This is a genomic window from Streptomyces soli (genome assembly GCF_003999195.1).
Classification (GTDB): domain Bacteria; phylum Actinomycetota; class Actinomycetes; order Streptomycetales; family Streptomycetaceae; genus Actinacidiphila; species Actinacidiphila soli.
This window is the reverse complement of the sequence record NZ_RJVR01000342.1, coordinates 17,934-29,869: the sequence shown is the minus strand read 5'-3', so window position 1 is coordinate 29,869 and position 11,936 is coordinate 17,934. Positions and strand designations below refer to the sequence as shown.

The 11,936-nt window shown below is 69.4% G+C and carries 11 protein-coding genes and 1 pseudogene; 6 read left to right on the top strand and 6 right to left on the bottom strand.

Going from position 1 to position 11,936, the window contains the following annotated elements; all coding sequences use genetic code 11:
• Nucleotides 1-64: 64 nt before the first annotated feature.
• The 3 genes from EFK10_RS41680 to EFK10_RS41670 form a co-directional block, all read right to left on the bottom strand.
• Complete coding sequence (locus EFK10_RS41680) at nt 65-337, bottom strand: ice-binding family protein (RefSeq protein ID WP_127360854.1); 273 nt, start codon at nt 335-337, stop codon at nt 65-67.
• Nucleotides 338-473: 136 nt separating this feature from the next.
• The gene (locus EFK10_RS41675) at nt 474-1,553 is read right to left on the bottom strand and encodes a peptidase (RefSeq protein ID WP_127360853.1); all 1,080 of its coding nucleotides are present in this window, start codon (nt 1,551-1,553) and stop codon (nt 474-476) included.
• A 34-nt stretch (nt 1,554-1,587) separates the two neighbouring features.
• Nucleotides 1,588-2,031, bottom strand: a complete 444-nt coding sequence (locus tag EFK10_RS41670; RefSeq protein WP_127360852.1) for a hypothetical protein — start codon at nt 2,029-2,031, stop codon at nt 1,588-1,590.
• 63 nt (nt 2,032-2,094) lie between these two features.
• Between EFK10_RS41670 and EFK10_RS41665 the strand changes: the two are divergent.
• From EFK10_RS41665 to EFK10_RS41655, 3 genes and pseudogenes are all read left to right on the top strand, one after another.
• Nucleotides 2,095-2,280, top strand: a pseudogene (locus EFK10_RS41665) (IS200/IS605 family transposase); the annotation flags it as partial.
• Between the two features lie 319 nt (nt 2,281-2,599).
• The gene (locus EFK10_RS41660) at nt 2,600-3,979 is read left to right on the top strand and encodes a pyridoxal phosphate-dependent decarboxylase family protein (protein ID WP_127360851.1); all 1,380 of its coding nucleotides are present in this window, start codon (nt 2,600-2,602) and stop codon (nt 3,977-3,979) included.
• Nucleotides 3,976-5,367 (top strand): lysine N(6)-hydroxylase/L-ornithine N(5)-oxygenase family protein, encoded by a 1,392-nt coding sequence (locus EFK10_RS41655; RefSeq protein WP_127360850.1) that lies wholly within the window; start codon nt 3,976-3,978, stop codon nt 5,365-5,367. The genes EFK10_RS41660 and EFK10_RS41655 overlap by 4 nt, the downstream gene beginning before the upstream one ends.
• On the opposite strand, the gene EFK10_RS41650 is transcribed toward EFK10_RS41655, so the two are convergent.
• The 3 genes from EFK10_RS41650 to EFK10_RS41640 are packed head-to-tail and all read right to left on the bottom strand — an operon-like array spanning nt 5,327 to nt 8,696.
• On the bottom strand, nt 5,327-6,067 hold the full coding sequence (locus EFK10_RS41650; protein ID WP_127360849.1) for a succinate dehydrogenase/fumarate reductase iron-sulfur subunit: 741 nt from the start codon (nt 6,065-6,067) through the stop codon (nt 5,327-5,329). The genes EFK10_RS41655 and EFK10_RS41650 overlap by 41 nt on opposite strands.
• The gene (locus EFK10_RS41645) at nt 6,064-8,007 is read right to left on the bottom strand and encodes a fumarate reductase/succinate dehydrogenase flavoprotein subunit (RefSeq protein ID WP_407647246.1); all 1,944 of its coding nucleotides are present in this window, start codon (nt 8,005-8,007) and stop codon (nt 6,064-6,066) included. Before EFK10_RS41645 ends, EFK10_RS41650 begins: the two co-directional genes overlap by 4 nt.
• A gap of 2 nt (nt 8,008-8,009) precedes the next feature.
• Nucleotides 8,010-8,696, bottom strand: a complete 687-nt coding sequence (locus EFK10_RS41640; protein WP_127360847.1) for a succinate dehydrogenase cytochrome b subunit — start codon at nt 8,694-8,696, stop codon at nt 8,010-8,012.
• A gap of 72 nt (nt 8,697-8,768) precedes the next feature.
• On the opposite strand from EFK10_RS41640, the gene EFK10_RS41635 reads away from it, so the two are divergent.
• The 3 genes from EFK10_RS41635 (at nt 8,769) to pyk (ending at nt 11,934) form a co-directional block, all read left to right on the top strand.
• A complete protein-coding gene (locus EFK10_RS41635) occupies nt 8,769-9,662 on the top strand; it encodes a LysR family transcriptional regulator (protein ID WP_127360846.1) in 894 nt (297 codons plus the stop codon).
• Between the two features lie 21 nt (nt 9,663-9,683).
• Nucleotides 9,684-10,370, top strand: coding sequence for an SIMPL domain-containing protein (locus EFK10_RS41630; protein ID WP_127360845.1), 687 nt, complete (start codon nt 9,684-9,686; stop codon nt 10,368-10,370).
• 130 nt (nt 10,371-10,500) lie between these two features.
• A complete protein-coding gene (gene pyk / locus EFK10_RS41625) occupies nt 10,501-11,934 on the top strand; it encodes a pyruvate kinase (protein ID WP_127360844.1) in 1,434 nt (477 codons plus the stop codon).
• Nucleotides 11,935-11,936: the final 2 nt, after the last annotated feature.

Sequence of the window (11,936 nt, the reverse complement as noted above, 5' to 3'; positions counted from 1 at the left end):
CTTGAGACCTCTCTCACCTCAACGGAGCTTCGTCGTACCGGTCACACCCCACCGACCTGCAACGTCACAAGATCATCAGACTTTGCAATCGCCCTGGGTCGGACTGCGCCTGGAGCGCGGCGGCGTCGGCGATGTGCTGGACTCCGTTCACTGCTCCGGGCGGAAAGCCCGTCACCGAAGTGCCAGGGCTGAGCCCCAGGTTTCCGTTGATGACGCTGGCACCCGTATTGGTGACCGTTGAACCGCCCAGAACGGCGTAGCTGCCGGCGGTCCCCAGTGCGACGGGGGCTTCCGCGGCGCGCGAGGGGTTCGAGCCCAGAGCGGTTGTCGCCAGCAACGCCAGTCCGGGCAGCAGGGCCAGGACTCTCCTGAGCCGAGTGCGTCGCCTACGCCCTCCGCCAGGAGTCGCTGGCGGGATGGCATCCACTGCCACAGGAGAGAACCCTTCTTGTCGGCGTCGAACTCAGCTGTCTCTATGGGGAATTGGTCGCGGTCGGTTCAGGCGTGTCCGGCTGGAGTTCCGGTTCGCGATTCTTGCTGCGGCGTCGGCGGCGGGTGGTGATCAAAAGGGCCGCGCTCAACAGCGTGACCAGCGCCAGCAGCGCGCCGATGAGAACGGAGGGCGAACCGGAGGAGAGGAGGTGCGCTGCCACAGCCCCGGCGATCCCGGGTTCGTGCGGGAAGGTGATCCGCGCTCGATATGTCTCATCGAGCAGCCCGCTTTTCAGCTCGAGAGTGGCGTCCCACGGGCCGTCCGCCACCTCATCGGTCACGGGGGCGGTCACCGGCTCGGACTGGCCGGGTGCCAAGGTCGTGCCCAGCTGGACATCGTAGGGGCCCGCGTTGACACTTCCGGATACCGCGGACAGTTTCAGGGTGCCCCTCAGGTCCAGGGCGCGGCCCCCGGTGTTGTGGATCTGGGCATGCACGATCGGCCGCCCGTCGCGGTCGCGTTCAGCTGTCATCGTGTTGACGGTGAATTTCGCCGCCGGTGGGTTTTGGCCGCTGACGGAGAGGTAGATCCGGATACCGGCCCGGCTGACCAACGCGACACTGCCGGCCTTGTGGCCGCTACTGACCTGCGCCCAGACCGCGCCATACCTCTCACCGGGGGCGGCGTCTTTGGGTACCGCGATCGTCACGGTGTCGCGGATTACGGAGTGGGCGGGGATGTCGAGGCGTTTTCGGTCCAGCTTGGTCCAGGTGGTCAGTTCGGTTTCTTTTGCTCCGATTGCGCCGACAAAAGAGCCGTGCGTGATATTGGCGGCGCCCGGATACAGGTTCACGCGCCACTTGGAAGCGGAGGAATTCGCTACTTCGATGCGTCGTTTTACGGTCGTGCCCGGCTTCAGGTCATCAATGATGTATTGCCGTGCTCGGGGGTCGTTGGCCAAACTGGCCGGAATATCGACAAGCCGCACGCCGATGCCTCCCCGGTCGGAGGATGCGGATCGCCGAACCGGGGCCGATGCGCCGGCTGCGGGTGAGACAGCGCCGGTGGCCACGGCGAGCGCCGCGACCACCAGGACTGATACGGGGAGGAATGTGCGCACAGTGGAAGACCTCTGCTGATTTGTGTGCTGCGAATCAGATGACGGAGTGGGTCACCGTCGAGCTGTACGAGCCGGCCAGGGTGCCCCCCGGAACCGTGACGGTGATCAGCGGATTCCAGGTGGCGGTATTGATCCCGGACACGGGGCCAGCGGTCTGCACCGTGCCGCCCGGGGACAGCGGGTTGAGGCTGGTGGGGTTGACGGTGACGCTGCCGGTGGTCGAGGCTGCCGGCGTGGTGTAGCTGCTCTGGCCCGCGACGTCCACGGGGATGTCCGTGGTCGTGCCCGCCGTGAAGGTGTCCCCGTGTGCGCTGGCGATCCAGCCGGCGGTGCCGGCCCTGCCGTCGGTCACCGTGAGGTTGCCGAGGTTGGCGCTGACCGTTTGATTGCTGGTGCTGGCAAGGCGGTCGGGAAGGAGGGGGACGGACGCACTCGGTACGGTGATCTGGAGCGCGCCGCCGTTGATCTGGATCGTCACGGGCGTCGTACAGTCAACCCCTTGGGCACACGTGGCAGCTGACGCCGGGGAGGCGAGACGTACTCCAAACTGGTCAACAGTTTGAAGGGCGTCAGCTCCCGATACTTGCGGGCGGAATACACCGGCCGGATCAACCGGATCGGCACAGGGTCGGTGTTCTGGTCCCCGTCGTACTTCGCGGGATCCTGCGGCGGCGCACCCCTGAGCATCGTCAAGGACTACATCGAGAACCAGAAGCGTCCTGTCTGACCGTCAGAGCCACTGGGCCACTGGGCCACTGGGGCCGTCAGAGCGGAGGCGCAGAGAGCTCCGGCGCTCCGCGCCTTCGGCCCAGGGATCGCATTCCCGCCCGGCCTGAAGGCCGGGATTCCCTACGAAGATCAAGGGATGGGGTCGACGCTAAACCTTGACGCCCGCGTGAAGGTCAAGCACGCCCGGACCATCCTCCTCCGGCGGGAACGAGATGTTCCGTTCCGGCCGGGCAATACCCCTGTCGGGTGATGGTCGTTGTGCAGACAGGACGTACAAACGTCCCGGTCAACCGCACGACTGGGAAGGACGCCACCCCATGCCACCCCACCTCGCCGGAGGCGTCGAAGGAATCGGCCGTCTGCGGCCGCTGCTCGACACCGTGCTCGACGCCCTCGACCAGGGCGCGGCGGCCAGAGGCGGCCCCCTGCCGGCCGGCGGCCCCGAGGAGGTCGCCCAGCGTGTGCGGGAGGCCTGCGGGGAGCCGGTTCCCGACACCGGGGAAGGCGCGGAGGCCGCCCTGCGTACGCTCGTACGGGCTCTGGCCGAGGGCGCGGCCGACCCGGCGGACCCACTGTGCGCGGCGCACCTGCACGCGCCACCGCTGGCGGCGGCCGTCGCGGCGGACCTTGCCGTCAGCACGCTCAACCCGTCCATGGACTCCTGGGACCAGGCCCCGGCCGCCACCGAGATCGAGGCCGCCACGGTGGAGGCGCTGGCCGCCCTCGTCTTCCCCGGCCGCCCGCAGGCCGACGCCCTGGTCACCACCGGCGGCACCGAGTCCAACCAGCTCGGCCTGCTCCTCGCCCGTGAACGCCACCCGGCCGCCCCCCTTCAGGTCGTCTGCGGCGCCAACGCCCACCACAGCATCCAGCGCTCCGCCTGGGTCCTCGGCCTGCCCGACCCCGTCGTCGTCCCCACCCCCAACGGCACCCTCGACCCGGCCGCCGTGGCGCAGGCCCTGGCCGGCATCTACGACCCCGCGCTCGTCGTCGCCACCGCCGGCACCACCGACACCGGCGCCATCGACCCGCTGCCCGAACTCGCCCAGGCCGCCGCCGCCCACGGCGCCGAACTCCACATCGACGCCGCCTACGGCGGCCCCCTGCTCCTCAGCCACCGCGAGGCACCCAAGCTCCACGGCCTGGACCGAGCCGCCTCCGTCACCCTCGACCTGCACAAGATCGGCTGGCAGCCCGTCGCCGCCGGCCTGCTCGCCGTCCCCGACACCGCCGCGCTGCACCCGCTCGACCACCGCGCCGACTACCTCAATGCCGCCGACGACACCGAAGCCGGCCTGCCCGACCTCCTCGGCCGCTCCCTGCGGACGACCCGCCGCCCCGACATCCTCAAAATCGCCGTCACCCTCAAGGCCCTCGGCCGCGAAGGGCTCGGTGCCCTCGTCGACACCATCTGCGACCAAGCCCAGCTCCTCGCCGACCTCGTCGACCAGCACCCCGCGCTCGACCTCTACGCCCGCCCCACCATCAGCACCGTCCTCTTCCGCCCCACCGGCGCCACCGACGACCACGTCGCCTCCCTGCGCCGCCGCCTGATGCACCAGGGCCGCGCCGTCCTCGGCCGGGCCACCGCCGACGGCCACCTCTGGCTCAAGGTCACCCTGCTCAACCCCCGCACCCGCACCAAAGACCTCGCAGCGCTCCTGGCGCTCACCACGGAAGGCCGTATGTCCCGATGACCACCACAGACGACCAGCCCTTCGACCTCCTGGGCATCGGTATCGGCCCCTTCAACCTCTCCCTCGCCGCGCTTGCCGACGGCATCCCCGACCTGCGCACCGCCTTCTACGACCAGCGCCTCGCCTTCCACTGGCACCCCGGCCTGCTCATCGAGGGCACCACCCTCCAAGTCCCCTTCCTCGCCGACCTGGTGACCCTCGCCGACCCCGCCAGCCCCTGGTCCTTCCTCAACTACCTCAGGACCCGCGACCGGCTCTTCCCCTTCTACTTCGCCGAACGCTTCCACATCCAGCGCGCCGAATACGACGCCTACTGCCGCTGGGTCGCCGAAGCCCTCCCCACCACCCACTTCGGCCACCAGGTCGACACCGTCCGCTGGAACCCCGGCCGCGCCCTCTTCGAGGTCGACCACACCCAGCTCGATGCCCACGGCGAAGCAGAAGCCCTCGGCCGTACGTACACCCGCAACCTCGCGGTCGGCATCGGCACCGCCCCGTACGTCCCGGAACCGCTGAGGCTGCTCGCCGAGGCCCCGACCGTCCCGGTCATCCACTCCGCCGACTACCTCAAGCAGCGCGAACGCCTGCTGGGCACCCCGCACATCACGATCGTCGGCTCCGGCCAGTCCGGTGCCGAGGTCTTCCTCGACCTGCTGCGCGCCCGCCCCGCCGGCCGCGAGGGCCTCACCTGGATCGCCCGCACCCCCGCCTTCGCGCCCATGGAGTACAGCAAGCTCGGCCTGGAGCAGTTCACCCCCGACTACGCCCACTTCTTCCACGGCCTCGCCGAACCCGTACGCGACCAGCTCGTCCCCCAGCAGTGGCAGCTCCACAAGGGCATCGACCACGACACCATCAACGCAATCCACGACGAGCTCTACCGCCGCACCCTCGACGGCGGCTGGCCCGACGCCACCCTCACCCCCGGCGTCACCGTCCGCACCGCCGGCCGGATGGGCGCCCACGTCATCGAACTCCACCTCGAGCACGAACAGCAGGCCACCCGCACCCGGCTCACCACCAACGCCGTCGTGCTGGCCACCGGCTACCGCGAACGCCCCCTCGACCAGCTGCTCGCGCCCCTCGACCCCTACCTGCGCCGCGACGCCGCCGGCCGCCCCCGCGTCGGCCCCGACCACCGCCTCCTGTTCGACCCGGCGGTCCAGGACACCGGCGCGTCCATCTACGTACAGAACGCCGACCGGCACAGCCACGGCGTCGGCGCTCCCGACCTCGGCCTGGCCGCCTGGCGCTCCGCCGTCATCCTCAACGCCCTCACCGGCCGGGACCCCTACCCCCTGCCGGCCCGCACCGCCTTCACCACGTTCGGGCTGCAGGCCGCCACCGTCAGCGCTTACGCAAGGCCCGCAGGTATTCACGGTTCATAGCCGCGATCGACGGCAGCGGGATCCCCTTCGGACAGGCCGTCGCGCACTCACCGGTGTTCGTGCAGCCGCCGAAACCCTGGCCGTCCATGGCGGCGACCATGTTCAGCACCCGGGTCTCGCGCTCCGGGGCGCCCTGCGGAAGGACGTTGAGGTGGTTGATCTTGGCGGAGGTGAACAGCATCGCCGAGCCGTTCGGGCACGCCGCCACGCACGCGCCGCAGCCGATGCACTCGGCATGCTCGAAGGCGTAGTCCGCCGACTCCTTCGGTACCGCGGTGGCATGGGCCTCCGGGGCGCTGCCGGTCGGCACGGAGACGTAACCGCCCGCCTGGATCACCCGGTCGAAGGCCGAACGGTCCACCACCAGGTCCCTCACCACGGGGAAGGCCGCCGCCCGCCACGGCTCGACGTCGATCGTGTCGCCGTCCTTGAAGGACCGCATGTGCAGCTGGCAGGCTGTCGTCCGCTCCGGGCCGTGCGCCTGCCCGTTGATGACCACACCGCACGCCCCGCAGATGCCCTCACGGCAGTCGTGGTCGAAGGCCACCGGCTCCTCACCGCTGAGGATCAGCTCCTCGTTGAGGACGTCCAGCATCTCCAGAAAGGACATGTCCGGACTGATGTCCTCGACCCGGTAGGTGACCATGGCGCCCTTGTCCTCGGGCGAGTGCTGGCGCCAGATGCGCAGGGTCAGGTTCACGCGTAGCTCCGCTGGGTGGGATGTACGTACTCGAAGACAAGCTCTTCCTTGTGCAGCACCGGCGCGGCACCGGCCGCCGTGAACTCCCAGGCGGCGGCGTACGAGAAGCGCTCGTCATCGCGCAGCGCCTCGCCGTCCGGGGTCTGCGACTCCTCCCGGAAGTGCCCGCCGCACGACTCGGCGCGATGCAGCGCGTCCAGGCACATCAGCTCCGCCAGCTCCAGGAAGTCCGCCACCCGGTTCGCCTTCTCCAGCGACTGGTTGAACTCCTCGCCGGTCCCCGGCACCTTCACCCGCCGCCAGAACTCGTCCCGCAGCGCCGGGATCCGCTCCAGCGCCTTCCGCAGGCCACTCTCCGTACGGGCCATGCCGCACTCGTCCCACATCAGCTCGCCCAGCTCCCGGTGGAACGAGTCCGGTGTACGGTCCCCGCCGACCGCGAGGAGGCGTCCCAGCCGCTCCTCGACACCGGAGACGGCATCTTGGACGGCCGGATGGGCGGCGGGGACCGGGTCGTGGGGACCGCGTGCCAGATAGTCGTTGATGGTGGCGGGGAGCACGAAGTAGCCGTCGGCCAGGCCCTGCATCAGCGCGCTCGCGCCGAGGCGGTTCGCGCCGTGGTCGGAGAAGTTCGCCTCGCCGATCGCAAAGAGGCCGGGGACGGTGGTCTGCAGGTCGTAGTCCACCCACAGCCCGCCCATCGTGTAGTGCACGGCCGGATAGATCCGCATGGGGCGGCTGTACGGGTCCTCGGCGGTGATCCGCTCGTACATCTCGAAAAGGTTCCCGTACTTCTCCTCGACCGCCGCCCGGCCCATCCGCGCGATCGCGTCCGCGAAGTCCAGATACACGCCCTGCCCGCCCGGGCCGACGCCCCGCCCCTCGTCGCACACGTTCTTCGCGGCGCGGGAGGCGATGTCGCGCGGCACGAGATTGCCGAAGGCCGGATAGATCCGCTCCAGGTAGTAGTCCCGCTCGTCCTCGGGGATGTCGGCCGGCGCGCGGGTGTCCCCGGCGGCCTTCGGGACCCAGATCCGGCCGTCGTTACGCAGCGATTCACTCATCAGGGTGAGCTTCGACTGATGCTCGCCCGAGCGCGGGATGCAGGTCGGATGGATCTGCGTGAAGCAGGGATTGGCGAAGTACGCGCCCTTGCGGTGCGCCCGCCAGATCGCGGTGGCGTTCGACCCCTTGGCGTTCGTCGAGAGGTAGAAGACGTTGCCGTACCCGCCGGTCGCCAGGACCACGGCGTCACCCAGGTGCACCGAGATCTCACCGCTGACCAGATCGCGTGCCACGATCCCGCGCGCCCGCCCGTCCACCACGATCAGGTCGAGCATCTCGGTGCGGGCATGCAGCTCCACATTCCCCGCGTCGATCTGCCGCGACAGCGCCTGGTACGCGCCCAGCAGCAACTGCTGGCCCGTCTGCCCGCGCGCGTAGAACGTCCGCGACACCTGCACCCCGCCGAAGGACCGCGTGTCCAGCAGCCCGCCGTACTCCCGGGCGAAGGGCACGCCCTGCGCCACGCACTGGTCGATGATCTGCACCGACACCTCGGCGAGGCGGTGCACATTCGACTCCCGGGCCCGGAAGTCCCCACCCTTGACGGTGTCGTAGAAGAGGCGGTGCACGCTGTCGCCGTCATTGCGGTAGTTCTTCGCCGCGTTGATGCCGCCCTGCGCGGCGATCGAGTGCGCCCGGCGCGGTGAGTCCTGGAAGCAGAACTGCACCACGTGGTAGCCCTGCTCGGCCAGCGTCGCCCCCGCCGAGCCGCCCGCCAGGCCCGTGCCGACGACGATCACCGTGTGCTTGCGGCGGTTCGCCGGGTTGACCAGCTTCGCCTCGAAGCGACGCCGGTCCCAGCGGTCCGCGACCGGCCCGTCCGGAGCCTTGGTGTCGGCGACCGGCTCGCCCACGCGATAGTCGGAGAAGTCCATGATCAGTCCACCAATCCGCTCATCACGGCGACAGGTACGACAAGGAATCCGGCGGTCAGCACCGCCGCCAGCACAGTGGCCGTGGTCTTCAGCGCCCGGTCACGCCGCTTGTTCACGGCCCCCAGCGTCTGCGCCGCGCTCCAGAAGCCGTGCCTGATGTGCAGGCCCAGCGCGAGTATCGCCACGATGTAGACGACATCCACCCACCACACCCGGAAGTCGGCCACCACGTTCTCGTACGGATGGCCCGCCTGACCGCGCGGATTCACCGTCAGCGTCGTCAGGTCCAGGATGTGCCACACGATGAACAGACCCACGATCACCCCGCCCCACCGCATCGTCCGCGTCGCGTACGAGGCCCGGGACTGCTTGTGCACGTACTTCGCGGGCCGGGCGGCGAGGTCGCGGCGGCTGAGCTGATAGGCGGCCACGCCGTGCAGGACGACGCAGGCCAGCAGGCCGGTGCGCTGGATCCACAGGTACCAGCTCTCGTGCAGCACCGGCTCACCGATGGTGCGCAGCCAGGCCGCGTACGCGTTGAAGTTCTCCGGGCCGAAGAAAATCTTCAGATTGCCGAGCATGTGCACGACCAGGAACAGCAGCATCACCACGCCGGTGCCGGCCATGACGGCCTTCTTGCCCACGGTCGAATCCCACAGCCCAGTCCTGGGCCTAGTCGCCAAAGCCATGACGCTGACGGTACGATCCCCGCCCACGACAGGTCCAAGACATCTTCCGGCTCGTTTACATAGGCTGGACCTATGCAGCTCCAGCAGCTCGTCTACTTCCTCGCCGTGGCCGAAACCCGACACTTCACCCGCGCCGCCGAACGCGTCCACATTGCCCAGCCATCCCTCTCCCAGCAGATCAAGGCACTCGAGCGCGAACTGGGAGCAGAACTGTTCAGCCGCGCACGCGGCAACATCGCCCTCACCGACGCCGGACAAGCCCTCCTGCCCATCGCCGCGCGCATCATCGCCGACACCGAGACCGCCACCCAGGAAGTCCAGGAACTCGTCCAACTCCGCCGTGGCCGCGTCCGCCTCGGCGCCACCCCCAGCCTCTGCACCGGCCTGCTCCCCGACATCCTCCGCGACTACCACCGCCAGTACCCCGGCATCCGGCTCATCATCGAAGAAGGCGGCTCCCGCGACCTCGTACGAGAACTCGCCACCGGCAGCCTCGACCTCGCCCTCATCGTGCTGCCCCTCCAGAGCCACGACCCCGCCCTCGACGCCACCCCGCTGCTCCACGAGGACCTCGTCGCCGTCAGCGCCGCAGGCACCCCCGACATGCCCGAGGCGCTACGCGTCCAAGACCTCCGCGACCGCCCCCTCGTCATGTTCCGCCGCGGCTACGACCTGCGCGAACTCACCACCAGCGCCTGCCGCGCCGCCGGATTCGAACCCACCTTCGCCGTCGAAGGCGGCGAAATGGACGCCGTCCTCGGCTTCGTCGGGGCCGGCCTCGGCCTCGCCGTCGTCCCCAGCATGGTCGCCGAACGCCGCCCCACCCTCCGGAGCACCCCCTTCGCGCCGCCCGGCCTCACCCGCACCATCGCCCTGGCCCACCGCAAGGACGCCGAACCCCCGCGCGCCGCCCGCGAACTGCGCCGCGTCCTGCTCGACTACGTACGCACCCACTCCACGACCTGACGCCGTGCCAGAGTGGACCGCATGACGCACCCCACCCCCGAGACCCCCCACGTCGGCGTACGCGGCGAAGCCACCATCGAGGTCGAACCCGAACTCGCTGCCATCGCCGTCACCGTCACCGCCCGCGGCACCGCCCGCCGCAACACCCTCAAGGACATCACCAGCCGCAACAACCACATCCTGGAGCTCATCAAGGAATACGGCGACGCCGTCGAAAAACTCGAGACCGGCGCCTTCGTCATCACCCCCGAACTCCGCGAACGCGGCCGCGGCGAACGCATCCGCGCCTACCACGGCAGCGTCCGCATCAGCGCCACCCTCACCGACTTCACCGCACTCGGCGAACTCACCACCCGCCTCGCCGACCTCGACCTCACCCGCGTCGACGGCCCCTGGTGGTCCCTGCGCCACGACTCGCCCGCCTACCGCACCGCCCGCCAGCAGGCCGTACGCGCCGCCGTCCAGCGCGCCCGCGAATACGCCGAAGCCCTCGGCGGCCGCCTCAGCGCCCTCATCGAACTCGAAGACGAAGGCGTCCAGCAGTCCGCCCCCTACCCCCGTGAACGCTCCATGCGCGCCGCCTTCGCCGCCGCCCCCGCAGGCGCCGCCCAGGACACCGGCCTCGCCATCGACCTCGAACCCGAACGCCAGACCGTCTACGCCCAGGTCACCGCGCACTTCACGATGACGCCACCGGACCTCGGATAAATGCGCTTACGTGCTCATCGGAGCGCCACTATGCACACTTCACCACTTGTCAACAACCGTTAATCCAGCCGACGTTACCCAGTTACCGTCAACCGAACCCTTACCGGCCGGTAAGTCATAAGCTCGAAACATGCGCCGAGCGAAAATCGTCTGCACCCTGGGCCCCGCGACCGACTCCTACGACCAGATCAAAACCCTGGTCGACGCCGGAATGGACGTCGCCCGCCTCAATATGAGCCACGGCTCCCACGGCGACCACGAGGACCGCTACCGGCACGTCCGCAAAGCCTCCGACGAAACCGGTCGCAGCGTCGGCATCCTCGCCGACCTTCAAGGTCCGAAGATCCGCCTCGGCCGCTTCGCCGAAGGCCCCGTACTCCTTGAACGCGGCGACGAGTTCATCATCACCACCGAGGACATCGAGGGCGACCGGCATATCTGCGGCACCACCTACAAAGGCCTCGCCGCCGACGTCAGCCGCGGTGAACGCATCCTCGTCGACGACGGCCGCGTCACCCTCGAAGTCACCTCGGTCGAAGGCCCCCGCGTCCACACCATCGTCATCGAAGGCGGCATCGTCTCCGACAACAAGGGACTCAACCTCCCCGGCGTCGCCGTCTCCGTCCCCGCCCTCTCCGAGAAGGACATCGACGACCTACGGTGGGCGCTGCGCATCGGCGCAGACATCGTCGCCCTCTCCTTCGTGCGGAGCGCACACGACGCCGAGGACGTACTCAAGATCATGCGGGAGGAAGGCCGGCGTGTTCCGGTCATCGCCAAGATCGAAAAGCCGCAGGCCGTAGACAATCTCGAAGAGATCGTCAACGCCTTCGACGGCATCATGGTCGCCCGCGGCGACCTCGGCGTCGAAATGCCCCTCGAAGCCGTCCCCCTCGTCCAGAAGCGCGCCGTCAAACTCGCCAAGCGCAACGCCAAGCCGGCCATCGTCGCCACCCAGATGCTCGAATCCATGATCGAGTCATCCCGCCCCACCCGGGCCGAAGCCAGCGACGTCGCCAACGCCGTCATGGACGGCGCCGACGCCGTCATGCTCTCCGGCGAGACCAGCGTCGGCAAATACCCCATCGACACCGTCAAGACCATGGCCCGCATCGTCTGCGCCGCCGAGGAAGACATGCTCGCCCCCGGCCTCCCCCCACTCACCGAACGCAACAAACCCCGCACCCAAGGCGGCGCCGTCGCCCGCGCCGCCGCCGAAATGGGCGACTTCCTCGGCGCCAAATTCCTCGTCGCCTTCACCCAATCCGGCGACACCGCCCGCCGCCTCTCCCGCTACCGCTCCCCGATCCCCGTCCTCGCCTTCACCCCCGAAGCCTCCACCCGCTCCCAGCTCAACCTCACCTGGGGCGTCGAGACCTTCCTCGGCCCCACCGCCCGGACCACCGACCAAATGGTCGACCAGGTCGACGAGCAGCTCCTCCGCATCGGCGCGTGCGAAAAAGGCGACATCGTCGTCATCACCGCCGGCTCCCCGCCCGGCGTCTCCGGCACCACCAACATGGTCCGCGTCCACCACATCGGCGAGGACGACTCCCCGAAGTAGCG

Coding starts and splice junctions, on each gene's coding strand:
- EFK10_RS41645 (WP_407647246.1), bottom strand. CDS start 8,007: ATGGACTTCTCCGACTATCGCGTGGGCGAGCCGGTCGCCGACACCAAG.
- EFK10_RS41640 (WP_127360847.1), bottom strand. CDS start 8,696: ATGGCTTTGGCGACTAGGCCCAGGACTGGGCTGTGGGATTCGACCGTG.
- EFK10_RS41655 (WP_127360850.1), top strand. CDS start 3,976: ATGACCACCACAGACGACCAGCCCTTCGACCTCCTGGGCATCGGTATC.
- EFK10_RS41630 (WP_127360845.1), top strand. CDS start 9,684: ATGACGCACCCCACCCCCGAGACCCCCCACGTCGGCGTACGCGGCGAA.
- EFK10_RS41635 (WP_127360846.1), top strand. CDS start 8,769: ATGCAGCTCCAGCAGCTCGTCTACTTCCTCGCCGTGGCCGAAACCCGA.
- EFK10_RS41660 (WP_127360851.1), top strand. CDS start 2,600: ATGCCACCCCACCTCGCCGGAGGCGTCGAAGGAATCGGCCGTCTGCGG.
- pyk (WP_127360844.1), top strand. CDS start 10,501: ATGCGCCGAGCGAAAATCGTCTGCACCCTGGGCCCCGCGACCGACTCC.